The sequence below is a fragment of the Mycobacterium sp. P2_H7 genome, assembly GCF_056403275.1.
In genome coordinates this window covers 111,884-133,815 of sequence record NZ_JBFUFU010000010.1, presented here as the reverse complement: position 1 = coordinate 133,815, position 21,932 = coordinate 111,884, and the positions used below count along the sequence as shown (strand labels likewise).

Below are 21,932 nucleotides of genomic sequence, written 5' to 3'. Positions count from 1 at the left end.
TGCTTGGGGGCAGTGTGATGTGGCTAACTAGAGCCTCTAGTCTTGAGCTAGAGGCTCTAGTCGAAAGCAGGAGATATGAAGACCAAAGGCGCTCTGATCTGGGAATTCAACCAGCCCTGGTCGATCGAGGAGATCGAGATCGGTGACCCCGTCAAGGACGAGGTCAAGATCCAGATGGAAGCCTCGGGCATGTGCCATTCGGACCACCACCTGGTGACCGGTGACATCCCGATGGCCGGTTTCCCGGTACTCGGCGGCCATGAGGGCGCCGGCATCGTCACCGAAGTCGGGCCCGGCGTCGAGCACATCGCAGTTGGTGACCACGTGGTGCTGTCGTTCATCCCGTCCTGCGGTGAATGTCCGGCCTGTCAGGAAGGTCTGCGCAACCTGTGCGACCTGGGCGCGGGCCTGCTCGGCGGCACCGCGGTATCCGACGGCACCTACCGCGTCCACTCCGTCAAGAACGGTCAACCCGTCATCCCGATGACCTTGCTGGGCACCTTCAGCCCGTACATGGTCGTGCACAAGAGCTCGGTCGTGAAGATCGACCCGAGCATCCCCTTCGAGGTGGCCTGCCTGGTCGGTTGCGGTGTCACCACCGGCTACGGCTCGGCTGTCCGCAGCGCCGAGGTGCGCCCCGGTGACGACGTCGTGATCGTCGGCGTCGGTGGTGTCGGCACCGGCGCCTTGCAGGGTGCGCTGAACGCCGGCGCCCGCAACGTCTTCGCAGTGGATCCCGTTGAGTTCAAGCGTGACAACGCGCTCAAGTTCGGCGCGACGCACGCCTACCCCGACATCTTCAGTGCGATGGCCGGGGTCGCCGAGGTCACCCAGGGCAGGATGGCGCACAAGACCATCGTCACCGTCGGTGAGCTCAAGGGTGAGGACATCGACCACTACATGAACATCACGGCCAAGGGCGGCACCGTGGTGGCGACGGCAGTCGCGAACATGGCCGAGAACGACGTGAAGCTCAACCTGGCGATGCTGACCTTGCTGCAGAAGCGCCTGCAGGGCACCATCTTCGGTGGCGGCAACCCGCATCACGACATCCCGCAGCTGCTGTCGATGTACAAGGCGGGCCGGCTCAACCTCGACGACATGGTCACCCGGCAGTACAAGCTGGAGCAGATGCCGTAATCATTACGGCTGCCGCTCCACAAATCGCCCGTTAGGAGATGCATGTCCGAGTCACCCGTCGTCACCGCATCCCAGGCCTCCTGGCGCGCCGTGCAATCCGGGGACCGTGAGGGCTGGCTGGCCCTGATGGCCGATGACATCCTGGTCGAGGACCCGATCGGCGAAGCGGTCACCAACCCCGACGGCACCGGTGTGCGCGGCAAGGAAGCCCTGGCCACGTTCTACGACACCAACATCGGGCCGAACACGCTGACGGTCACCACCGAGGCGACGTTCCCGTCCAGTTCGCCGAACGAGATCGCCTACATCCTGTTGTTGCGCACCGAGTTTCCCAACGGCTTCGTCGCCAGCGTGCGGGGCGTGTTCACGTATCGCGTCAACGACGCGGGGCTGATCACCAACCTGCGCGGCTACTGGAACATGGACGCGATGACGTTCACCGAGGCGAAGGCCGATTAGCGGTCTGCTGGCCGGCCGCGCCGCAGTCGTCGTCGGCGGCACCCGGGGAATCGGGCTGGCCGTCGCCGAGCTGCTGTCGGCCCAGGGTGCGGACGTCGTCGTCAACGGGCGCGACCCGGAAGCCACCGAGCAAGCCGCACAGCATGTCTCGGGTATCGGTTTCCCCGGCTCGCCGGCCGACCCCGACGTCGCGGACGGCCTGATCGACGCCTGCGTGAGCGCCCACGGCCGCATCGACATCCTGATCAACTGCGCCGGCACTGCAGAGCCCCCCGGCTCCTCCATCCTCACCGTCAGTTCGGCGCAGTTCCGCGAGCTTCTCGACGCACACCTGCTGACCGCTTTCGAGACCTGCCGGGCCGCCGCGCCGCACATGGTCCGGCAGGGCTCCGGCGCCATCGTGAACACCAGCTCGTTCGCCTTCCTCGGGGACTACGGCGGCACCGGTTACCCGGCGGGCAAGGGTGGTGTCAACGGCCTGACGCTGGCCATCGCCGCCGAGCTGAAAGAGCATGGCGTGCGGGCGAATGTCGTGTGCCCGGGCGCGCGCACCCGGCTGTCCGAAGGGTCCGAGTACGAGCAGCACATCGCGGAGCTGCACCGGCGCGGCCTGCTCGACGATGTCAGCATGCAGGGCGCGCTGGACGCCGCCCCACCCGAGTACGTGGCCCCCACCTACGGGTATCTCGTCAGCGACCTCGCGAAGGACGTGACCGGCCGGATCTTCATTGCCGCGGGTAACTTCGTCGGCGAATTCGCCAGGCCCGAAACGGGTTTCATCGGGTACCGCGACCACAAGGACGTCCCGCCCTACACGGTCGGAGAAGTTCACGCCCTGATCGGCGGCTAATCGGCCCGGATCAGCCGGCCATGCGAGATCAGCGAGCCGACCTGTTTGAGCCGGGTGCTGCGGATGCTGACGTCATAGGCCTGGATGTGGTCGACGGTCGCCAATCGCTGCGAAAGGTAGCGGTAGAAGTGCTCCACGTCGCGACATATCACCACAACCATCAGGTTGGCGGTGCCACTGACTGCGATGACCGAAGCCACCTCGTCGTGCCCGACCAGCCGCTCGGCGGCTGCCTCAAGATGCCGCGGCGGTATCGAGATCCAGATGGTGGCGTTGAGCGCGAAACCCAGTCGTTCGGGCAGCACGTCGACGTCGAAGGTGAGAGTGTCGGCATCTTGCAGCGCGGCCAGCCGGCGCTTGACCCGGGCGGGTGACCATCCGGTGAGCGTGGCCAGCGCGCTGTCGGACATGCGCCCGTCGTCGGCCAGCGCATCGAACAACAGTTGGTCGTCGGCCGACGGCGCGGCGGGACGCTCCCTCCGGGATCCCGCTGCAGGCTGTAACGCGGCGATCTGCCTGGCGTTCAGGGCATTCCCGTGGCCATTCCAATGCGCCCCGGCCGCCGGTCCGAATTCGTTGAGCACAAGGTCCACTCGCACGTCGAGGACCGCCGAGGTGCGGGGCAGCCGGTGCAGCAAGCCGTCGCCGGTATCGCCGATGGGCGCACGCACGACACAGATCAGTTCCGTGCCGCCGGAGAGCACGTTCGCATGGGTCACCTCAGGCCAGCGGACCAGCGCCTCGGCCAGGCGAGGCAGGTTGTCGGGTTTGGCGTGCACCCGGACGATCCACTGGCACTCTCCGTGGATACGCGGGTTCACCACTCCGATCACCCGCAGTACGCCGTCCCGACGCAGCGCGCGGTAACGCCGCGCGACCGCATGTTCGCTGGCACCGACGACGTCGGCGATCCGTCGGAACGGGGCCCGCGGCGCAATCTGCAGCGCGTGCAGAAGATGACCGTCTGGTGCCTCCATGGTGATGAAAACACTACATAAATCGCCGCCGATCGTCGTATTTACGTCATTTGGAGACGCCAACGTGGTCGAGATCGCCCGTACGCTCGATGCTGATGTCATGGAATTGATCAACAACACCGTCCTGATCACCGGCGGCGGTCACGGGATCGGGCGGGCTATGGCCGTCGCCCTCCACCGGCGTGGCAACCGCGTGGTGATCGCCGGCCGCAGGGCTGCCGCGCTGCGTGCCGTCGCCGAGGAACATCCGGGAATCGAATGGCATCCGCTGGATCTGACCGATATCGAGTGCATCCGGCGGTTCGTCGAGACGCTCGCCCACCGCTGGCCCGATGTCGACGTACTGATCAACAACGCCGGAGCGATGGCCCTCGAGGATCTGGACGCGCCCGACATTGCGGTCCCCGTATCACTCGTCGCCACCAATCTGCTCGGTCCGATCGCCCTGACGTCATTGCTGATCCCGCGGTTGCGCGCCGTACCCGGCGCCGCGATCATCAACGTCACCTCGGCCTTGGCATTCGTGCCACTGGCCGCCGCACCGACATACAGCGCCACCAAAGCAGGCCTGCACGCGTACACGGAGGCTCTTCGTATCCTGCTGCGAGACAGTGATGTTCGCGTCATCGAAATCGCCCCGCCCCTGGTCGCCACCGAGATGTCCGAATCACGAGGTGCCGATGCCGACGTGTTCGTCGCGGACGTGCTGACGGCACTCACCACATCCCCGGATGCCACCGAGGTCGTCGTCGAGGCTGCCCGCGCGCTGCGGTATGCCGACCGAGAGGGTCGGTACGCTGACGCGCTGGCCACGGTCAACGCCACGATCGAGGCGGAGGATCTGCCGTGAAATTGGGAATAGGCCTGCCCAACCACATTGCCGGAGTTCCCGGCCCGGCCATGGCGCGATGGGCCTGCCGGGCCGAGGAACGCGGGTTCGAATCCGTCACCACGATCGACCGGCTGCTCTACCCGGGCATCGATTCATTGATCGCGCTGGCCACCGCCGCGGGAGCCACCACTCATGTGTCATTGGTGACCAATGTTCTTCTCGCTCCGGTCTATCCGGTGGTGCCACTGGCCAAACAACTCGCGAGTGTGGCGCAGGTGTCCGGCGGGCGGCTGGTGGTCGGGCTCGGCGTCGGCAACCGCCGCGACGACTATGCCGGCAGCGGTGCCGATTTCGAGCGCCGCGGGCGCGTCCTGGACGACCAGGTGGAGCGCATGCGCAAGCTTTGGGACGGTGAGCCTGTTGTCGGCGATGATTCCATTTCCCCTGCAACCGTGAAGATCCCGTTGCTGTTCGGCGGTCGAGGTGCACCCACGCTGCGCCGGGTGACGGCAGTTGGCGACGGCTGGGCCGCTGGAGCCGTGCGGCACTGGGCCGTACAGACCGAGCTGGCTGAGCGCATCCGGACCGACTGGGCCGCCGCCGGACGAGCAGGGCACCCGTACCTACAGGCATCGGTGAACTTCGGACTCGGATCCACCGACACCATCGCCGCCGGAAAGGCGCACCTGGAACGGTATTACGGATTCAATCCGGAGTACGCCCGGGTGAACGTCGACGACATGATCAGCTCCCCGGACGACGTCCGCGACACCGTGGACCGCTATCGCGACCTCGGGTTCGATCGTCTGCTCTTCCATCCGACGGGCGCGTCGATCGAGCAGCTCGATCGACTCGCCGATCTGATCCTGTGATCGGCTAGTGCCGGTGCACCCCGAACACCCGGCGCAGCGCGACGAAACGCACCAGGGTCGCCACCAGGTTCGCGACCACCAGCACCGACAGCTCCACGGCCTTGTCCTTCGTGAGGCCGAAGTGGTGCAGCACCAACAGCGAACCGCTCGTGATCGCCAACCCGAACAGGAACACCAGCAGACCACTTGCCTGATGCCGGGCCGCGCCGGTCCGCCCGCGGATGCCGAAAGTGAAGGCGCGGTTGGCGGTCGTGTTGCCGATCGCGGTGAGCAGCAATGCGGTGAGGTTGGCGGCCTGGGCACCCATCGCGGCGTGCAGCAGCATGAACAGCAGGGCGTAGATGACGGTGCTGATCACGCCGACGATGCAGAACCGGGCCAGTTGGCCGACCATGCCGGGCGGCACTCCGGGCACCAAGGGCTCGCGCCCCAGAGCGGTCTGCAGTTCGCGCAACGGCAGCGCACCGGTGGCCAGCGCACGCCCCACCCGCCAGCAGCCCTTGAGATCCTCGATCGCCGTCGCGACGATGTCGACGCGGGAGTCCGGGTCGTCGATCCAGTCCACCGGCACCTCGTGGATGCGCAGCCCGGCGCGCTCGGCGATCACCAGCAGTTCGGTGTCGAAGAACCAGCCGGTGTCGGCGACCAGCGGCAGCAGCTGGCGGGCCACGTCGGCACGCACCGCCTTGAAGCCGCACTGGGCATCGGAGAACTGCGCACCCAGCGCGCCGCGCAGGATGAAATTGTATGAGCGCGAGATGAATTCACGCTTCGGGCCGCGGATCACCCGGGCCGAGGCCGCCAGCCGGGATCCGATCGCCACATCGGAGTGCCCGGAGATCAGCGGCGCCACCAGAGGCATGAGTGCGGCCAGGTCCGTCGACAGGTCGACGTCCATGTAGGCGACGACGGTTGCGGGTGACGCCATCCACGCGGTGTACAACGCGCCGCCGCGGCCCTTGCGGTCCAGGTGGAGCACCTCGACACCGGGCAGTTCAGTCGCGAGCCGGTGCGCGACCGCCAGGGTCGAGTCGGTACTTGCGTTGTCGGCCACGGTGATCCGCGTCGCGTAGGGCACCTGCTCGGCGAGGTAATGATGCAGCCGGGACACGCAGCCGGGCAGATCGTGTTCCTCGTTGTAAACCGGGATGACGATGTCGAGGACGGGGGCGTCCAGCGCAGCCGGATACGGGCGCCCGTCCGCCTGGGCGCGAGCCAGCTCGGTCATGAGTTCACACTCGTGTAACAAGCTGCCACGGGACTGCCGCGGCACTGGGAGCTTGCTGCGCGCTGACTATGCTCGGTGCTCATGGCAACCGTGTTCACGATGATCATCAACGGGGATCTGCCCGGCCGTTTCGTCTACGAAGACGACGAGGTGGTGGCCTTCCTGACCATCGAGCCGATGACGCCGGGCCACACGCTGGTGGTGCCGCGGGCCGAGGTGGACAACTGGCAGGACCTTGATCCGGCCGTGTTCGGCAAGGTGATGTCGGTGGCGCAGCTCATCGGCAAGGGGGTCACCAAGGCCTTCGACGTGGAGCGGGCCGGCGTCATCATCGCGGGCCTTGAGGTGCCGCATCTGCACGTGCACGTGTTCCCGGCCCGCAATCTGAGTGATTTCGGTTTCGCGGCCGTCGACCGCAATCCGTCACCGGAGTCCCTGGACGACGCCCAGACCCGGATCAAGGCCGCGCTGGCTCAGCTGGCCTGAGCGGCATCTCGGGCCGGCGCCGCCGAGGCGGCGTCCGCGATACGCGGGAGGTTGACCCGGAATTGGCAGCCGTGCCCGGGCGCGGTACGCACCGAAACCGTGCCGCCGTGCGCGTACACCAGCGAGTCGACGATCGACAGACCAAGGCCGGTGCCGCCGCTGGCGCGGGTGCGTGACGAGTCGGCGCGGTAGAACCGCTCGAACACGCGTTGGGCGTCCTCGCTGCTCATCCCCGGCCCTTCGTCGCACACCTCGACCACGGCGTGCGCCTCGTCGGTGCCGACCCGCACCGTGATGCCCGCGGATTCCGGGGTGTGCTGCAACGCATTGGCCACCAGGTTGCTCAGCACCTGGCGCAGGCGGGCCTCGTCGCCGAGCACCTCCGGTGTGCCGGGGCCGTCGAACACCTCCATCCGGATGTGCCGCGCGGGTGCCACCGATTGCGCGTCGTGCACGGCGTCACTGGCCAGCGCCAGCAGATCGACGCGATGCTGCTCCAGTGGCCGTTGCACGTCCAGTCGGGCCAGCAGCAGCAGATCCTCGACCAGCAGACCCATCCGGCGGGCCTCGCTCTCGATGCGGCCCATGAGCATGTCCACATCGCGCGCGGCGCCCTGACGGTACAGCTCGGCGTAGCCGCGGATGGTGGTCAGCGGCGTGCGCAGTTCGTGACTGGCGTCGGTGATGAAGCGCCGCATGCGTTCCTCGGAGGTGCGGGCCTGTTCGGCGGAGGCATCCGAGGAGGCCACCGCCCGCTGGATCTGCGCTAGCATCCCGTTCAGGGCCAGCGACAACCTGCCGACTTCGGTGCGCGGATCACGTTGCGGGACACGGCGTTCCAGCTCACCTGCGGCGATGGCTGCGGCGGTCTGTTCCACTTCCACCAACGGGCGCAGGCTGCGGTGCACCACCGCGAAACCCGCGAAGCCGAGCACCAGCAGCACGGCCACGCCGATGCCCACCTGGGCGTAGATCAGTGAGCGGACCGTGGACTGCACCTCGGACAGGTCGATGGCGACAGTCGTCAGCTCGCCGTGCGGGCCGCGCACCGTCATGGCTCGCCACTCCACACGGGAGCCGTCGACGGAGCCGACGGTCACCGGCTCCGGGCCGACGTTGTTGTCGTCGGGCAGGTCGGGTTCGGCGTCGCGGTCGTTGACCGCCATCCAGATGTGGCCGTCGGGGCCGATGCCGCGGACGTAGAAGTTCGACGGTGGCCGGGCCGGGTTGGGGTCTTCCGGCGTCTGCGTCGACGTCCGACGGGGTGCCTGCGCCCAGCTGCGGGAGGCATCCAGCAGCGTCTGGTCGATCCGGTCGACCTCGGTGTGGGACATGATCGAGGTGACCGCGACACCGGAGGCGAGTAGGCCGAACGTCACCAGCACCAGGGTGGCGGCGACGAGACCCACCCGCAGCGGGACGCCGCGCCTACGTTTTTCGGTCATGTCCTCATTGTTGGCCGGGATGGCCCGACCGTCCGCTCATTTGGGTCAACGCGGCTCGCGCAGCACGTAGCCGACCCCGCGCAGGGTGTGCAGCAGCCGCCGCTCGCCGGTGTCGATCTTGCGGCGGAGGTAGGACACGTAGGACTCGACGACGTTGACGTCACCGCCGAAGTCGTAGCGCCAGACGTGGTCGAGGATCTTGGGCTTGGACAGCACCGTGCCGGCGTTGATGATGAAGTAGCGCAGCAGCGTGAACTCGGTGGGCGACAGCGAGACCGGTTCGCCGGCCTTCCACACCTCGTGGGTGTCCTCGTCGAGTTCGATGTCGGCGAAGGTCAGCCGGGCATTGCGGGGTTCTTCGATACCGCGGCCGGTGCGGCGCAGGATGACCCGGAGCCGGGCCACCACCTCTTCCAGACTGAAAGGCTTGGTGACGTAGTCGTCGCCACCGAGGGTGAGCCCGGCGATCTTGTCCTGCAAGGTGTCACGGGCCGTGAGGAACAGGGCCGGGGCGTCGATACCGTCGGCACGGAGCCGGCGCAGCACGCCGAACCCGTCCATGCCCGGCATCATCACGTCGAGGATCACCGCGTCGGGCTTGACCTCGCGGGCCTTGTCCAGGGCGGCCGGCCCGTTGGACGCGGTGTGCACTTCGAAGCCCTGGAACTTCAGGCTCACCGAGAGCAGCTCGACGATGTTCACCTCGTCGTCCACCACGAGGATCCGTGCTTCGGGAATGCTTTCAGGAACTGCCGCCATAGCCATACGCCTACTGTCCACCCGCCGTTTGGACTGATCCTGCATACCCACTGTGAGCTTCCTGTGAACCTGGGAGACCGTTGTGAGCGTAAACCTGCCGACCGTCCCGGCGCACCCCCCTAGACTGGCGCCATGAACCTCGGCAACACCGTCGTGCAGTTTGCCACGGCACCGGTCCGGCTCGGACTGGCCGTTGCCGACCTGGGATTGAGCATTGCAGGCGGGACCCTCAAGACGGTCCAGCGTTCGCTGAATGACCCGTCCTCACCGAACGGCACCACCTCGTTCGCCGGCATGCTCGGGCTCGACGACGCGGTCGAGCGCGCCAACCGCCTAGCCCGCCTAATGGACGACGACGCGCCGCTGGGCCGCGCCCTGGCACCCGAAGGCCCGGTCAATCAGCTGTTGCGCCAGGGCGGCTTGGTCGACCAACTCACCGCGCCAGGTGGCTTGATGGACCGGCTCACGGCGGAGAACGGCCCGGTGGCACGCGCGCTGGCCAAGGACGGACTCATCGATCAGCTCACGGCCGAAGGCGGCCTGATGGACCGCCTCACCGCCAGCGGCGGCGTGGTGTCCCGGGTGATCGAGCCCGGCGGCCTGGCTGACCGGCTGCTCGCCGAGGAAGGCGTGGTCGAGCGCGCGCTGCGCGCGGACGGCGTCGCCGACCAGCTGCTGTCCGAGAACGGACCGGTGGGACGGGCGCTCGCCCCGGGCGGCTTGGTCGAGCAGGTGACGGCCGAGGGCGGCCTGATCGACCGGCTCACCACCGACAGCGGCGCACTCTCGCGCCTCATCGCACCCGGTGGCCTGGCCGATCAGCTGCTTGCCGACGACGGACTGATCGAGCGGGTGCTGCGCGAGGAAGGGGTGGCCGACCGGCTGCTGGCCGAAGGCGGACTGCTCGACACCCTGACCGACCCGGACGGACCGCTGCTCAAGCTGGCCGATGTCGCAGACACCCTGAACCGGCTCACCCCCGGACTGGAAGCGCTGGCGCCGACGATCGACGCCCTGCACGAGGCCGTCATCACCTTGAGCCAGGTGGTCAACCCGCTGAGCAATATCGCCGGGCGCATCCCGCTGCCGCGCCAACGCAACCGCCGCAGCAGCACCGGGCCTCGGGCCGTGGTCTCCGAACGGATCATCGACGAAGACCGCTAAGCTGTTCGACGTTCCACTGCCTCCGTAGCTCAGTGGTAGAGCACTCGCCTTGTAAGCGAAAGGTCGTCAGTTCAATCCTGACCGGGGGCTCCACGCTGCATTCAATTTTGTCGGTGCCTGCCCGTAATTTCGAGCCATGCGAGTCTGTCTCGGCTGCGGTGTTGAACTCACGCGACGCAGCCAAAAACTCTACTGCAGCAATCCATGTCAGATTTCGTCTCGACGTGCGGCACGGACGAATCTCTGGTTGGAGTCTGGCCAGGGGAGGGCCGGATCCCTGCGAGGTCACTACATCCGCGAGTACGTCGCCGCCGAGCAATCAAATAGCTGCGCCATCTGCGGCGGCTCCACCACCTGGCATGGGCAGCACTTGGTTCTCGTCCTCGACCACATCGACGGCAACCCGGACAACAACCGGCGTGAGAACTTGAGACTCATCTGCCCCAACTGCGACTCGCAGTTGCCGACCTACAAGAGCCGCAACCGCGGTAACGGCCGCAGCTTCCGCCGGCAGCGCTACGCCGACGGCAAGTCGTACTAGCCGACCCGCGGCGGCAGGATACCCAGCAATGTTTCTGACAGCTGTGTCAAAATAGGCTTGCCTTACCTCGTTTTCTCAGTTTTGCCTCAGCCGCAACGTTTTGGCTCGTCACCGACCCCGACCAGCCTAGGTTGCCTAAAGACCACGCTTGAGCAGGTTATCTGCTCGCCCTTGCGGTCCCGCAAACACAGACGGCCCATAGCTTTCCGCTCGCAAAGTGAGGTAAGGCAAACCTATGGTTTCTTAGCTAAATCTCAGCTAAATTCTGAGCTCGCCACCTACAGGTGACACATGTCAATAGAGGAGAACCCCCGTGCAACTCGCGCTCCACCCGTCTGCCGCAGCAGGCCTCAACCCCGACTCACCCTGGGTCGCGCGCAAGAACAAGATCCTGATCGGCAGCGTCGCCGCGCTCAGCGCCGGCGTCATCGCCATCAGCCCGGTAGCCCAGAACGGCGCCAGCCTCGAGCTGCACAAGGCCGAGCAGCACGCCGTGCAACTGGCAGCAGCGGTCACCGACTCGACCGCTGCGGTGTACGGCGACCTGCTCAGCAATACCGCGTACAACGTGCAAACCCTGATCAAGCAGTACTCCGCCGCGCCGTTCCCGATCCTCACCGCGCTGGTGCAGAACCAGGTCGGCTACCTGAAGCGCATCTTCGACTTCAGTTCCGCCTCCACCGCTTTCCAGACGTGGTGGACCGCCGGCACGCGTGAATCCCCTCCGGGAAAGACCCTGGTGGCCAACGTCGAATCAGCGCTGAAGACCGGTAATTTCGGTGCCGCCTACGAGAACTTCAACAAGTTGGCGCTGTTCGGTGTGCAGAACACCGTGCTGCCGTGGCTGAACAATTGGTTCCTGGGTACCGCCACGAACCCGAGCATCTTCACCCAGATGGCACAGAACCTGACCGATGCGTCCGCCGCGTTCTTCACCACCGGCACGCTGGTGTTCGGCGCCTTCCAGGGCCTGTACGCCCCCGTCAGCGGCGCGGCGTTCGCGGTCTCACGCGCGCTGGGCACCGTGGTGTCCTCGCTGAGCTCGGGCAATATCGTCGCGGCGGTCACCGCGCTGGTGAACACCCCCGGGTTCGTCGCGGATGCGTTCCTCAACGGTTTCGACTACGACGCCAGCGGCACCACCAACCCATGGGCGGGTCTGCTGTCGCCCAAGGATCCGAACTGCACCGGCCGCTGCGCCGGCGGCGGTCCGATCTCGCAGTTCTTCATCACCATCGCGCAGAAGATCGCCGCCGCGATCAAGAACGTGGCACCCACCACGGCGGTCGCTGCCACGGCCACTGCCGCGGCGGACACAACGGCGACCGCAGCCACCGCCGCGGATGTCGCTTCGGCCGCAGTCGTGCCGGCATCCAGCACGGTCACCCTGACCGTGGTCGATGCCGACACCTCGAAGACCGTCGAAAAGGTTTCGGCTGCAACAGAAACCACCGCGGCAACCGAGCAGACCGCCACCGTCGAAACGGCCGACACCACGCCGGTCACCGAGAGCACCACCGCGGACGCCACCCATGCGGAGTCGTCCCCGGCCGAGGCGGCGAAGACCGACACCACCCAGGCGGACACGGCCAAGGATGACGCGCAGGCGGACACCAAGACCGATTCCACCAAGGCGGACACCACCAAGGCCGACTCCACCAAGAGCGGCAGCAAGCACGGCACCAAGAAGTCCGACACCGCCAAGGCTGAGACGACCAAGAGCGACGACACCGCAAAGGCTGACTCGACAAAGGCCGATACCGCCAAGGCCGGCACCCACAAGCGCGGCACCAAGCACGCAGCCGCGAGCCATTCGACCGAGGGCGCCTCGTCTTCGAGCGGCTCGTCGGAGTAGCACAACTCAACCGACGGCCGGGCTCCCTTCCGCGTGAAGGGAGCCCGGTCCCGTTGCGGTGGCTACAGCGTCCCGCCGAGCTGCTCGTCGGCCTGCTGATAGGCGTTGGCCGCGGCAGCCAAATTGTTTGCGTACGTGGACAATCCATCGTGGACAGCCTGGACTTCCGCAGTGAACGACTCCGCGGCGGACCGACATGCCACACCCGAGGACAGCGTCGCCATCCCGTCGGCGGCACCGGCGATCGCGCCGCCGATATCCAGGGCGGCAACCGCCGATGCCACACCCGACTGGGCGGACGCCGCGGCCTGAAGGGCCGACGGATCGACGCGCAACGGTGCAGTCATGCGATCCAGTCTAAGGTCTCGCGTCAGCGGCCCGCCGCACCAAAGTCAGCTCAGGTCAACCACTTCAGGGCTAAGGGCAGAAGCTGACGTGCCCGAACGGGCCGGTCACGCACGGCAGGTAGATACCAGGCCCGTTGTCCCAGCCGCGGTGGCGGCCGTTGTCCCAGCGCCAATCATCGTCGTGACCGTGTCCCCAGCCGCGGTCCTGCGCAAACGGCGCGGACGGTGCCGCATTGGCCATCCCCGCGCCAAAACCCACCGCGCCCATACCCAGCGCACCTACGATCGCCGCCCCCGCTGCAAGTTCACGCAATCCGATCATCACAACCTCCAACACATGCAACACAATCGACTACTTTGAGTCCCCCGACTCCCTAGGAACGACACCCGAAGCCGGGCGAAAATTCCAATCGTTAACTTAGCATCACTAATTTGTGAAGGAAATCTCGGCCGCTGAACATCCGATCGCCTGCCGGTTCGCCGGGAACGTCCGCGGATCGGCTCCCGCGATGACCTGTTGCCGGTAGTAGGCCCGGTCGGCATCGGCCGTGCATTCCAAGGCGCCGTTGAGCACCCGAAAAGACCCTGGATCCGCACCGGGGATCTCCTTGCCCATCCAGTACGCCCGCCGGTCGTCGGCCGCGTAGGCATCCTGCAGAAAGCGCAGTGACGCACGGTCTGCCTCGACAATGGCGTCGCTGAAGTAGTACACCCGGTCGCGGTCGGTGGCATAGGCCCTGCCCAGCACCCGCAAGCTCGGTGGGTCGGCGCCCGCGATCGTGTTCCCGTTGACGTAGACGTTGGCACCGTCCTTGGCGAACAGGTAGTGGTCGGTGTCGGAGACGATCACGAAATGCTGCGGATCATGCGACAGGACAGTGCCATCGGACCAGTACACCGCGCCGCTGTCCTTGGCCAATTCGCCGCCCAGCAGTTGGAAATGCGCCGGATCGGTGCTGAGGATGCGATCGCGGACGAAGATGTGCCTGGCGTCCTTTGCGTAGCCGGGCCGGGCCAGCACGGCGAATGTGATGGGGTCGGCGTCTGGCAGGCGGCGGCCGTCCAGGTACACCGTATGGCGGTCGCGCGCATACGCCGCATCGAGCACCTCGAACGAGTCCACATCGGCGCCCTCGATCTGAAAGGCGCTTCCGGGGAAGGCATTCAGGTAATAGACGGCACCGTCGCGCACGTGATAGCCGGCGGCGTCGAACAGCGAGTTCGGCTGATGGCCGCACCCCGCCAGCACCAGCAACACCGCCGCGAGCACTCTGCGCATCAACCCATCATGACCGCTTGCCCGCCGGCACACACCTAGACTCCACACCGTGCGCGAGGTTCTCGACGACCTGATGGCCACCTGGCGGGCCGGCGGCACCGCCGGGCTGGCCACCGTGGTGCGCACCATCCGGTCCGCACCGCGCCCCGCCGGGGCAGCCCTGGTCGTCGCTCCCGACGGCGCCGTGGCGGGATCGGTGTCCGGCGGCTGCGTCGAGGGCGCCGTGTACGAGCTGGCCACCGAGGTGGTCGCCACCGGCACACCCGACCTGCAGCGCTACGGGATCAGCGACGACGACGCCTTCGCCGTCGGCCTGACCTGTGGCGGCATCCTCGATGTATTCGTGGAACCGGTGTCGCAGAAGACTTTTCCCCAGCTGGCCGAGGTGGCCGAGGCCATCGATGCACACCGGCCGATCGCGGTCGCCACGGTGATTGCCCATCCCGACCCCAGCTGGCTGGGCCGCCGGCTGATCGTCGACCCCGAGCGCGCCACCGGGACCCTGGGATCCGGCCGCGCCGACGCCGCCGTCGCCGACGACGCCCGCGGTCTGTTGGTGGCCGGCAGTACGGCGGTGTTGTCCTACGGCCCGGACGGGGAGCGCGTCGACGAAACCTCCGGCGAGACTGATACGGGCATGGAGGTGTTCGTCGCGAGTTACGCACCGCGGCCGCGCATGCTGATCATCGGCGCCATCGACTTCGCGGCCGCGCTGGCCCAGCAGGCGACATTCCTCGGTTACCGCGTCACGGTGTGCGACGCCCGTCCGGTGTTCGCCACGCCTGCCCGCTTTCCCTCCGCCGCCGAGGTGGTCGTCGACTGGCCCGACCGATATCTGCGGGGCCAACAAGAAGCCGGCGCCATCGACCGCCGGACCGCGATCTGCGTGCTCACCCACGATCCCAAGTTCGACGTGCCCGCCCTCGAGGTGGCCCTGCGCCTGCCCGTGGTCGGCTACGTCGGCGCCATGGGATCGCGGCGCACCCATCTGGATCGACTGGACCGGCTGGCCGACGCCGGACTCACGGAGGCAGATCTGGCGCGGCTGTCCAGCCCCATCGGCCTGGACCTCGGCGCCCGGACACCCGAGGAGACGGCGGTGTCCATCGTCGCGGAGATCATCGCCCGGCGTTGGGGCGGTGGTGGCCGCCCGTTGACTGCGGTCGACGGGCGAATCCACCACGCCCTGGCCGACACACCCTCGATCGACGACGCTGACGTGCGGTAACGCCACTCTCTTCTTTTGGAACGCTCGCTCTCGGGCTACGATAGCGCCACTCACGCACAGGTGTGACCAGCACCACATACGCGCGAAGGTGACCGATCGACAGGAGCCGCCCAGTGACGGGAACCGTGGCCCCCCGCTACGCAGGAACCCGCGTCCCGCGCATCGAGGACACCCGCCTGCTCACCGGCAGGGGCACCTTCGTCGACGACGTGCAGCGCCCCGGCATGCTGCACGCCTGCTTCGTGCGCAGCCCGTTCGCCCGCGCCACCCTCACGGGCATCGACACCACCGCGGCGCTGGCCCTGCCCGGGGTGTACGCGGTGTTCACCGCGGCGGACATCAACCCCGGCGTGCACGAGGCCTGGCATGCCGTCGCGGGCAAGAACGTGGCCGACACCCCACGTCCGCCGCTGGCCGAGGGGGAGGTGAAGTTCGTCGGCGATCCGGTCGCGATCGTGATCGCCGAGAGCAGGCGGGTGGCCGAGGACGCCGTCGACCTCGTCGACGTCGACTACGAGCAACTGCCCGCCATCGCCGACTTCCGTACGGCACAGGACAGCGCGGTCAGCGTGCACGACGCCTATCCCGACAACGTGGCAGGCGGCATGGGCGGCGCCCCACCGGACGAAGACGTGTTCGCGAATGCGGCACATGTCGTGCGGGAGAACATCTATCAGCAGATGTACGTGCCGGTGCCGATGGAGACCCGCGGCATCGTCGCCGAATGGACCTCCAGCACATCGGAACTGACCGTGTGGGCGTCCACCCAGACACCGCACGAACTGCGAGCCTTTGCCGCGCGACTGCTCGGCATCCCCGCCCACGGCGTGCGCGTCATCATGCGCGACACCGGCGGCGGGTTCGGCCAGAAGGTCGTCCCGATGCGCGAGGACATGGCCATCCTGCTGGCCGCGCGCAGGTCCCCCGCCGCGCTCAAGTGGATCGAGGACCGCCGCGAGAACCTGATGTCGGCGGGACAATCCCGGCACGTCGACGGCACCGTGCGGATGGCCTTCGACGCCGACGGCAAGATCCTGGCCGCCGACATCGACTTCGTCCAGGACATCGGCGCCTACCCGACGCCGTATCCGGTGCTCACCACGGCGGCCATCGGCATGTTCTTCCCCGGCCCGTACCGGGTGCCCAAGGCCAGCTTCAACTACAAGACGGTGTTCTCCAACACCGCGGGCCTGCATGCCTACCGCGGCCCCTGGCAGTACGAAACCCTCACGCGGGAAATGCTTCTCGACATCGCCGCACGCAAGATGGACATGGACCCGGTCGAACTGCGGCGGATCAACATCCTGCGCGGTGACGAGATGCCGTTCTTCAACCCCAACGGCATGCCCTACGACAACTGCGCCCCGGCGGACACCTTCGAGCAGGCCGTCAAGATCCTCGACCACGAGGGTTTCCGCAAAGAGCAGGCCGAGGCGCTGGCGCAGGGCCGCTACATCGGACTGGGGTTCTCGGCGTACATCGAGCCCACCGGCGCGGCCACCGGCCACCTCGCCACCGAGGGCGCCACCATCCGGATGGAGCCCACGGGCCGGATCAACGTGTACGTCAACGGCGGCTCCAGCGGCAACAGCCTGGAGACCACCGTCGTGCAGCTGACCGCGGATGCGCTGGGCGCCAACATCAACGACGTCTCCACCATCCAGGGCGACACCGCGGTGACGCCCTACGGCGCAGGCACCCAGGGCAGTCGCAGCGCGCCGATGACGGCGGGCGCGGTCAACGAGGCGGGCACCATCCTGCGTGGGCAGATCGCCGGGATCGCCGCCCAGATGCTCGGCGTCGAACCCGACGACATCGAACTCGCCGACTCGCGGGCCTGCGTCCGCGACGCTCCCGAGAAGAGCGTCAGCTTCGGCGACATCGCCTACCGATCGCACTACGAGCCGGTCATGCTCGCCGGGGCCTCCCCCACCCTGGAGGCCACCGCGCGGTTCAACTCACAGTCGATGATCCACTGGGCCAACGCCACCCATGCGTGCACCTGCGAAGTGGACATCGACACCGGCCACGTCACGCTGACCCGATACATCGTCAGCGAGGACGTCGGACCGATGATCAACCCGAACGTCGTGGAGGGTCAGGTGGCCGGCGGCACCGTCCAGGGCATCGGTGGCGCACTGCTGGAACAGCTTTCCTACGACGCCGCGGGCAACCCGCTGTCGTCCACCTTCGTGGACTACCTGCTGCCCACCGCCACCGAAGTGCCCCCGATCGAGTTCGGCCACGTCGAGATCCCGGGGCCCGGGGTCGGCGGCTACAAGGGTGCGGGCGAGGGCGGGGCCATCGGTTCGCCACCCGCCGTGATCAACGCGATCAACGACGCACTGGCGCCCCTCGGCGTGACGGTCACCCAGCTGCCCGCCAGCCCGGCGGCCATCGTCGCCCTGCTCGAACAAGCGGCATCCCCAGGAAAGGACCACTAGGCGTGGAACTCAACAACGAATTCCGGGTTGCCGTGCCCGCAGCCAAGACCTGGGAGGTGTTCACCGATGTCGAACGCGTGGCGCCCTGCCTGCCGGGTGCCACCCTGCTCTCGGTGGACGGTGACGACTTCACCGGCGCGGTGAAGGTGAAGGTCGGCCCGATCACGGTGTCCTACAAGGGTGTTGCGGCGTACAAGGAGAAAGACGAGGCAGCCCGCCGGATCGTGCTGCGCGCCGAGGGCAAGGAGACGCGCGGCAACGGCACCGCCGCGGCCACCGTCACCGCCCAACTCAAGGACGAGGGCGATGCCACCAGCGTGGTGATCACCACCGACCTGGCGATCTCGGGGAAGGCCGCCCAGTTCGGCCGCGGGGTGCTCGCCGACGTATCCAGCAACCTCATCGAGCAGTTCGCCCGCAGCCTGGAAGCCGAATTGCTCGGCGGCGCAGCACCTTCGGACACGCAGCCCGGCGAGACCGTGGCGCCGGCTTCCGCCGATTCCGTCGACCTGCTGAAGGTGGTGGCGGTGCCGGTGGCCAAACGGTTCGGGCCGGTGCTCGCGGCGGCGGCCGCCGCCGGTGCGGTCGGGTTCCTCGCCGGACGCCGCAAGCGCAAGGCCGTGCCCCCGGCGGGGGCCGTCTCCGCCGAACTGCAGGCGCTGCTGGCCCGGCTGCTGTCGTGAAAGCCGCTCCGTTTGCCTACCACCGGGCCGACACGGTCAAGGAGGCCGCAGAACTGCTGGCCGACTTCGGCGATGAGGTCAAGATCCTCGCCGGTGGGCAGAGCCTGGTGCCCATGCTGGCCATGCGGCTGACGCATTTCGAGAATCTGGTCGACATCTCGCGACTGGGCGAACTGCAGGGCATCGATCTGGTCGGCGACGAGGTGGTCGTCGGCGCGGGCACCACACACGCCCTGGTCGGAATGGACGACGAGGTGGCCGATTCCGTGCCGCTGCTGACGCGGGCGACCCCACACATCGGGCACTTCCAGATCCGCGCCCGCGGCACCCTGGGCGGTGCCGTCGCGCACGCCGACCCCGCCGCCGAGTTCGCGGCGGTGGCCCTGACGCTGGACGCCACCATGGATGCCGTCTCCGCGCGCGGCGACCGGCAGATCGCGGCGGCCGACTTCTTCACCGGCTTGTGGGAGAACGCGCTGGCGGCCGATGAACTGCTGGCCGCGGTGCGATTCCCGGTGTGGTCGGGCCGGTGCGGTTTCGCGGTGCACGAGTTCGCGCGCCGGCACGGCGATTTCGCCATCGCGGGGGCGACCGTCGCCGTCCAGGTGGACGACGACGACCGCGTCACCCGCTGCGGTGTGGGACTGCTCGGGCTGGGCTCCACCCCCGAGCGCGGCACACCCGCCGAGTCCGCGGTGCTGGGCAGGCCTGTCGGTGACATCAGCGCCGACGAGTTCGGCAGGTTGGCATTGTCCGACCTGCACTACATCCCGTCCGATCTACAGGGTTCGGTGTCCTACCGCACCAGAGTGGGCGCCGCGATGGTCGCACGGGCCTGGACCGAGGCAACCACGGAGGCGCTCGATGCATGAACTACCGGTGGGCATCTCGGTCAACGGCCGCAGCCATCAACACTCCGTGGAACCGCGCATCACGCTCGCCGACTTCCTGCGGGAGAACTGCGGGCTGACCGGCACCCACCTGGGTTGCGAGCACGGCGCCTGCGGCGCCTGCACCGTGCTGCTGGACGGTCAGGCGGTCCGCTCGTGTCTGGTGTTCGCCGTCCAGACCGACGGCCAGGAGGTGACGACGGTCGAGGGCATCGCCGAGGAAGACGGTCAGCTGTCCCCCGTCCAGGCCGCCTTGCGCGACTGTCATGGTCTCCAATGCGGTTTCTGCACACCGGGTTTCGTCACATCGATCACGGCGCTGCTACGGGACAACCCGGAGCCCACCGACGAGGAGATTCGCGAGGGCCTGTCCGGCAACTTCTGCCGCTGCACCGGATATCAAGGCATCGTCAACGCGGTGCACCAGGCGGCGCAGAACATCCGCGCCTGACTAGTCGACCACGCCGCGCAGCGCGTCCTCACCGAACACCGGCCCCAGCATCGAGGACATGTCGGGGCCGCGACGCAGGCAGTGCCCGCCGTCCACGTTGAGCAACTGACCCGTGATCCACTGGGCTGCATCGCTGAGCAGGAAGATCGCCGCATTGGCGATGTCCTCCACCTCACCGGGCCTCGGCAGCGGCGTGCAGTTGGCGTAGTCGGCGCTGATCTCCGGTGAATCCAGGATCGGCGCCACCATCTCGGTCCTGATCAGACCCGGCCGGATGCTGTTCACCCGAACCCACGACGGGCCGAGTTCGTCGGCGGCCAGCTGCATCAGATTGTCGAGCGCGGCCTTGCTCGGGCCGTAGGCGGCGAACCACCGATGGGTGTTGCTCGACGCGATCGACGAGATTCCGACGAACGACCCGCCGCCGCCGCGGACCATGGCCCGGGCGCTGTGCTTGAGCACATACATGGTGCCGTTGACGTTGAGGTCGACGGTCTTGCGCCATCCGTCGGAATCCACCTGTGTCAGTGGGCCGATGGTCAGCGAGCCGCCGGCGCAGTGCACGACACCGTGCAGTCGTCCGTTCCACGCCGTGGCGGCATCCACAGCGCGGGCGACTTCGTCTTCGTCGGTGACGTCGGCGGGTTCGTACCGAACCCGTCCCGCTCCACCCGCTGCCGCGATCTCGTCGACGACGGCGGACAGGCGATCCGCGTTGCGGCCCACCAGCATTGCGTTGCCGCCGCTGGCGACCACCGCCGCCGCGACACCCTTGCCGATACCGCTGCCGCCGCCGGTCACCAGAACCGTGCGATCGGCCAATGAGAGCTGCACCGCGATCCCTTCAACGTCAAAACTGAAACACGTTCTCGTCATAGAACCACGCCGCACCGGTGCCGTACAGCAGTTCGCCGTCCAGTCATGGCACAGCAAGTGTCCAGAGCGTTCACAGAATTGGCACGGCCGCACCAATTTTGGCGCCGTTGGCCGCTCTTTCCGGCCCTCGCCAGCGTATTCTCGGCACAGGAGTCACCTCCCGTCCGAGCCCTGGATCACCCAGTCGATCCGGCCGGCAAATCACAGAAAGCGTGACGCTCATGGCGACCTTCGCGTTCCCCGCCCGACGACTGATTCTTGCCGGCGGGTTCGCCGCGGCGGTCGTCGCGGCCCCCGCTCTCGCGGCGTTCGCCGTCGAGTCACCCGCACCGGGACCCGCCCTCGCGTCCTGTCCGTCCGGCGAATCGGAGGACACCTTCACCGGCAACTGCACCCCGGAACTGGTGCCGAACTCTCCGGAGTTCGGCAACACCTCCGCGGGCGGCGGCGGTCTGCCGTCGGTCGACGGCATCCCGTGCACCGGCGGTAACTCCGGCCAGTGCATCGGCCTGTCGGAAGATCAGCCGCAGTTCGTGCAGCCGCGCACCAGCGTGAGCTCCAGCCCCTAGCGCGCCGTTGACAAAAGCCGGGGTTGCCTGCGGGTGCCCCGGCTTTGTCGTGAGTTTCGTCGATCAGCGCCGGCACAACTCCCAGGCAACTCATGGAACCCATGCAGATTCTTCCCAGCTTCCTTAGAATCTGTCCGACGTCTCGGTCAATAACTACAGAAAGCGTGACGATGGCGACCTTCGAGTTCTCCGTTCCACGATTGGTCCTTGCGGGCGGATTCGCTGTCGCGGTGGCCGCCGCCCCGGTGGTCGCCATCCTCGCGACTGCCGGTCCGGCCACCGGCACGGTGGCAGCCTGCCCGTCCGGCGAGGAAGAAGACCTGTACACAGGCTCGTGCCTGCCGCATACCGTCCCGAATTCGCCGGCGTCGCCGTTCAGCGCCATCCCCGGCAATCCCGACCTGCCCGCCATCAACGGCATCCCCTGCACCGGCCGCAACTCGGGCCAGTGCATCGGTCTGGCCGAGGACGCGCCGCAGTTCCAGCAGCCGCACAGCAGCGTCAGCTCCAGCCCGTAAGTGGCTGGTGACCGGGCCTGATGTACACAGCACCGGGCC

23 protein-coding genes, 1 tRNA gene and 1 pseudogene are annotated in these 21,932 nt (G+C 67.6%); 17 read left to right on the top strand and 8 right to left on the bottom strand.

Annotated elements, in window-relative coordinates:
* Window positions 1-75: 75 nt before the first annotated feature.
* The 3 genes and pseudogenes from AC1DY7_RS15900 to AC1DY7_RS15890 all read left to right on the top strand — a co-directional run.
* Window positions 76-1,134 (top strand): annotated as a pseudogene (locus AC1DY7_RS15900) (NDMA-dependent alcohol dehydrogenase); the annotation flags it as partial.
* 48 nt (window positions 1,135-1,182) lie between these two features.
* A complete protein-coding gene (locus tag AC1DY7_RS15895; protein WP_477494666.1) occupies window positions 1,183-1,599 on the top strand; it encodes a nuclear transport factor 2 family protein in 417 nt (138 codons plus the stop codon).
* Between the two features lie 4 nt (window positions 1,600-1,603).
* Complete coding sequence (locus AC1DY7_RS15890; protein ID WP_477495048.1) at window positions 1,604-2,449, top strand: SDR family NAD(P)-dependent oxidoreductase; 846 nt, start codon at window positions 1,604-1,606, stop codon at window positions 2,447-2,449.
* On the opposite strand, the gene AC1DY7_RS15885 is transcribed toward AC1DY7_RS15890, so the two are convergent.
* On the bottom strand, window positions 2,446-3,426 hold the full coding sequence (locus AC1DY7_RS15885; protein WP_477494665.1) for an Lrp/AsnC family transcriptional regulator: 981 nt from the start codon (window positions 3,424-3,426) through the stop codon (window positions 2,446-2,448). The two genes, AC1DY7_RS15890 and AC1DY7_RS15885, sit on opposite strands and share 4 nt — an antisense overlap.
* Before the next feature lie 100 nt (window positions 3,427-3,526).
* Between AC1DY7_RS15885 and AC1DY7_RS15880 the strand changes: the two genes are divergently transcribed.
* Complete coding sequence (locus tag AC1DY7_RS15880) at window positions 3,527-4,276, top strand: SDR family oxidoreductase (protein ID WP_477494664.1); 750 nt, start codon at window positions 3,527-3,529, stop codon at window positions 4,274-4,276.
* Window positions 4,273-5,130 carry an LLM class flavin-dependent oxidoreductase gene (locus AC1DY7_RS15875; protein WP_477494663.1) on the top strand — a complete coding sequence of 286 codons (858 nt, stop codon included), beginning with the start codon at window positions 4,273-4,275 and terminating at the stop codon, window positions 5,128-5,130. The genes AC1DY7_RS15880 and AC1DY7_RS15875 overlap by 4 nt, the downstream gene beginning before the upstream one ends.
* 4 nt (window positions 5,131-5,134) lie before the next feature.
* On the opposite strand, the gene AC1DY7_RS15870 is transcribed toward AC1DY7_RS15875, so the two are convergent.
* Window positions 5,135-6,358 (bottom strand): bifunctional glycosyltransferase family 2/GtrA family protein, encoded by a 1,224-nt coding sequence (locus AC1DY7_RS15870; RefSeq protein WP_477494662.1) that lies wholly within the window; start codon window positions 6,356-6,358, stop codon window positions 5,135-5,137.
* Between the two features lie 81 nt (window positions 6,359-6,439).
* Between AC1DY7_RS15870 and AC1DY7_RS15865 the strand changes: the two genes are divergently transcribed.
* The gene (locus AC1DY7_RS15865; protein ID WP_477494661.1) at window positions 6,440-6,844 is read left to right on the top strand and encodes an HIT family protein; all 405 of its coding nucleotides are present in this window, start codon (window positions 6,440-6,442) and stop codon (window positions 6,842-6,844) included.
* On the opposite strand, the gene AC1DY7_RS15860 is transcribed toward AC1DY7_RS15865, so the two are convergent.
* Together AC1DY7_RS15860 and AC1DY7_RS15855 are read right to left on the bottom strand one after the other, a co-directional pair.
* Complete coding sequence (locus AC1DY7_RS15860) at window positions 6,832-8,289, bottom strand: sensor histidine kinase (protein WP_477494660.1); 1,458 nt, start codon at window positions 8,287-8,289, stop codon at window positions 6,832-6,834. The genes AC1DY7_RS15865 and AC1DY7_RS15860 overlap by 13 nt on opposite strands.
* Before the next feature lie 45 nt (window positions 8,290-8,334).
* The gene (locus AC1DY7_RS15855; RefSeq protein WP_477494659.1) at window positions 8,335-9,054 is read right to left on the bottom strand and encodes a response regulator transcription factor; all 720 of its coding nucleotides are present in this window, start codon (window positions 9,052-9,054) and stop codon (window positions 8,335-8,337) included.
* Window positions 9,055-9,180: 126 nt separating this feature from the next.
* Between AC1DY7_RS15855 and AC1DY7_RS15850 the strand changes: the two genes are divergently transcribed.
* The 4 genes from AC1DY7_RS15850 to AC1DY7_RS15835 all read left to right on the top strand — a co-directional run bounded on the left by AC1DY7_RS15850 (window position 9,181) and on the right by AC1DY7_RS15835 (window position 12,608).
* Window positions 9,181-10,212, top strand: coding sequence for a hypothetical protein (locus AC1DY7_RS15850; protein WP_477494658.1), 1,032 nt, complete (start codon window positions 9,181-9,183; stop codon window positions 10,210-10,212).
* Between the two features lie 18 nt (window positions 10,213-10,230).
* A tRNA-Thr gene (locus tag AC1DY7_RS15845) sits at window positions 10,231-10,305 on the top strand.
* A 43-nt stretch (window positions 10,306-10,348) separates the two neighbouring features.
* Window positions 10,349-10,753: an HNH endonuclease family protein gene (locus tag AC1DY7_RS15840; RefSeq protein WP_477494657.1), complete on the top strand. Its 405-nt coding sequence runs from the start codon at window positions 10,349-10,351 to the stop codon at window positions 10,751-10,753.
* A gap of 313 nt (window positions 10,754-11,066) precedes the next feature.
* The gene (locus AC1DY7_RS15835; protein ID WP_477494656.1) at window positions 11,067-12,608 is read left to right on the top strand and encodes a hypothetical protein; all 1,542 of its coding nucleotides are present in this window, start codon (window positions 11,067-11,069) and stop codon (window positions 12,606-12,608) included.
* A gap of 62 nt (window positions 12,609-12,670) precedes the next feature.
* Here the strand turns inward: AC1DY7_RS15835 and AC1DY7_RS15830 are convergent, their stop codons facing one another.
* From AC1DY7_RS15830 to AC1DY7_RS15820, 3 genes are all read right to left on the bottom strand, one after another.
* Complete coding sequence (locus AC1DY7_RS15830) at window positions 12,671-12,955, bottom strand: type VII secretion target (RefSeq protein WP_477494655.1); 285 nt, start codon at window positions 12,953-12,955, stop codon at window positions 12,671-12,673.
* Between the two features lie 70 nt (window positions 12,956-13,025).
* On the bottom strand, window positions 13,026-13,277 hold the full coding sequence (locus AC1DY7_RS15825) for a hypothetical protein (protein WP_477494654.1): 252 nt from the start codon (window positions 13,275-13,277) through the stop codon (window positions 13,026-13,028).
* A 105-nt stretch (window positions 13,278-13,382) separates the two neighbouring features.
* A complete protein-coding gene (locus AC1DY7_RS15820) occupies window positions 13,383-14,234 on the bottom strand; it encodes a DKNYY domain-containing protein (protein WP_477494653.1) in 852 nt (283 codons plus the stop codon).
* A 49-nt stretch (window positions 14,235-14,283) separates the two neighbouring features.
* On the opposite strand from AC1DY7_RS15820, the gene AC1DY7_RS15815 reads away from it, so the two are divergent.
* From AC1DY7_RS15815 to AC1DY7_RS15795, 5 genes are all read left to right on the top strand, one after another.
* Window positions 14,284-15,462: an XdhC family protein gene (locus tag AC1DY7_RS15815; protein ID WP_477494652.1), complete on the top strand. Its 1,179-nt coding sequence runs from the start codon at window positions 14,284-14,286 to the stop codon at window positions 15,460-15,462.
* A gap of 113 nt (window positions 15,463-15,575) precedes the next feature.
* The gene (locus tag AC1DY7_RS15810) at window positions 15,576-17,906 is read left to right on the top strand and encodes a xanthine dehydrogenase family protein molybdopterin-binding subunit (protein ID WP_477494651.1); all 2,331 of its coding nucleotides are present in this window, start codon (window positions 15,576-15,578) and stop codon (window positions 17,904-17,906) included.
* A 2-nt stretch (window positions 17,907-17,908) separates the two neighbouring features.
* The gene (locus tag AC1DY7_RS15805; protein ID WP_477494650.1) at window positions 17,909-18,589 is read left to right on the top strand and encodes an SRPBCC family protein; all 681 of its coding nucleotides are present in this window, start codon (window positions 17,909-17,911) and stop codon (window positions 18,587-18,589) included.
* Window positions 18,586-19,461, top strand: coding sequence for an FAD binding domain-containing protein (locus tag AC1DY7_RS15800; RefSeq protein ID WP_477494649.1), 876 nt, complete (start codon window positions 18,586-18,588; stop codon window positions 19,459-19,461). The genes AC1DY7_RS15805 and AC1DY7_RS15800 overlap by 4 nt, the downstream gene beginning before the upstream one ends.
* Window positions 19,454-19,930 carry a (2Fe-2S)-binding protein gene (locus tag AC1DY7_RS15795; protein WP_477494648.1) on the top strand — a complete coding sequence of 159 codons (477 nt, stop codon included), beginning with the start codon at window positions 19,454-19,456 and terminating at the stop codon, window positions 19,928-19,930. The genes AC1DY7_RS15800 and AC1DY7_RS15795 overlap by 8 nt, the downstream gene beginning before the upstream one ends.
* Here AC1DY7_RS15795 and AC1DY7_RS15790 read toward each other — a convergent pair whose 3' ends face one another.
* Entirely contained in the window at window positions 19,931-20,764 is an 834-nt protein-coding gene (locus tag AC1DY7_RS15790; RefSeq protein ID WP_477494647.1) for an SDR family oxidoreductase, read from the bottom strand.
* A 263-nt stretch (window positions 20,765-21,027) separates the two neighbouring features.
* Between AC1DY7_RS15790 and AC1DY7_RS15785 the strand changes: the two genes are divergently transcribed.
* Together AC1DY7_RS15785 and AC1DY7_RS15780 are read left to right on the top strand one after the other, a co-directional pair.
* Entirely contained in the window at window positions 21,028-21,375 is a 348-nt protein-coding gene (locus tag AC1DY7_RS15785) for an intersectin-EH binding protein Ibp1 (RefSeq protein ID WP_477494646.1), read from the top strand.
* 170 nt (window positions 21,376-21,545) lie between these two features.
* Window positions 21,546-21,893, top strand: coding sequence for an intersectin-EH binding protein Ibp1 (locus AC1DY7_RS15780; RefSeq protein ID WP_477494645.1), 348 nt, complete (start codon window positions 21,546-21,548; stop codon window positions 21,891-21,893).
* Window positions 21,894-21,932 lie beyond the last annotated feature (39 nt).

Excerpts from the sequence above, each read along its gene's own strand:
- AC1DY7_RS15895 (WP_477494666.1), top strand. The coding sequence starts at position 1,183 with ATGTCCGAGTCACCCGTCGTCACCGCATCCCAGGCCTCCTGGCGCGCC.
- AC1DY7_RS15885 (WP_477494665.1), bottom strand. The coding sequence starts at position 3,426 with ATGGAGGCACCAGACGGTCATCTTCTGCACGCGCTGCAGATTGCGCCG.
- AC1DY7_RS15880 (WP_477494664.1), top strand. The coding sequence starts at position 3,527 with ATGGAATTGATCAACAACACCGTCCTGATCACCGGCGGCGGTCACGGG.
- AC1DY7_RS15870 (WP_477494662.1), bottom strand. The coding sequence starts at position 6,358 with ATGACCGAGCTGGCTCGCGCCCAGGCGGACGGGCGCCCGTATCCGGCT.
- AC1DY7_RS15865 (WP_477494661.1), top strand. The coding sequence starts at position 6,440 with ATGGCAACCGTGTTCACGATGATCATCAACGGGGATCTGCCCGGCCGT.
- AC1DY7_RS15860 (WP_477494660.1), bottom strand. The coding sequence starts at position 8,289 with ATGACCGAAAAACGTAGGCGCGGCGTCCCGCTGCGGGTGGGTCTCGTC.
- AC1DY7_RS15855 (WP_477494659.1), bottom strand. The coding sequence starts at position 9,054 with ATGGCTATGGCGGCAGTTCCTGAAAGCATTCCCGAAGCACGGATCCTC.
- AC1DY7_RS15850 (WP_477494658.1), top strand. The coding sequence starts at position 9,181 with ATGAACCTCGGCAACACCGTCGTGCAGTTTGCCACGGCACCGGTCCGG.
- AC1DY7_RS15840 (WP_477494657.1), top strand. The coding sequence starts at position 10,349 with ATGCGAGTCTGTCTCGGCTGCGGTGTTGAACTCACGCGACGCAGCCAA.
- AC1DY7_RS15830 (WP_477494655.1), bottom strand. The coding sequence starts at position 12,955 with ATGACTGCACCGTTGCGCGTCGATCCGTCGGCCCTTCAGGCCGCGGCG.
- AC1DY7_RS15825 (WP_477494654.1), bottom strand. The coding sequence starts at position 13,277 with ATGATCGGATTGCGTGAACTTGCAGCGGGGGCGGCGATCGTAGGTGCG.
- AC1DY7_RS15820 (WP_477494653.1), bottom strand. The coding sequence starts at position 14,234 with ATGCGCAGAGTGCTCGCGGCGGTGTTGCTGGTGCTGGCGGGGTGCGGC.
- AC1DY7_RS15795 (WP_477494648.1), top strand. The coding sequence starts at position 19,454 with ATGCATGAACTACCGGTGGGCATCTCGGTCAACGGCCGCAGCCATCAA.
- AC1DY7_RS15785 (WP_477494646.1), top strand. The coding sequence starts at position 21,028 with ATGGCGACCTTCGCGTTCCCCGCCCGACGACTGATTCTTGCCGGCGGG.
- AC1DY7_RS15780 (WP_477494645.1), top strand. The coding sequence starts at position 21,546 with ATGGCGACCTTCGAGTTCTCCGTTCCACGATTGGTCCTTGCGGGCGGA.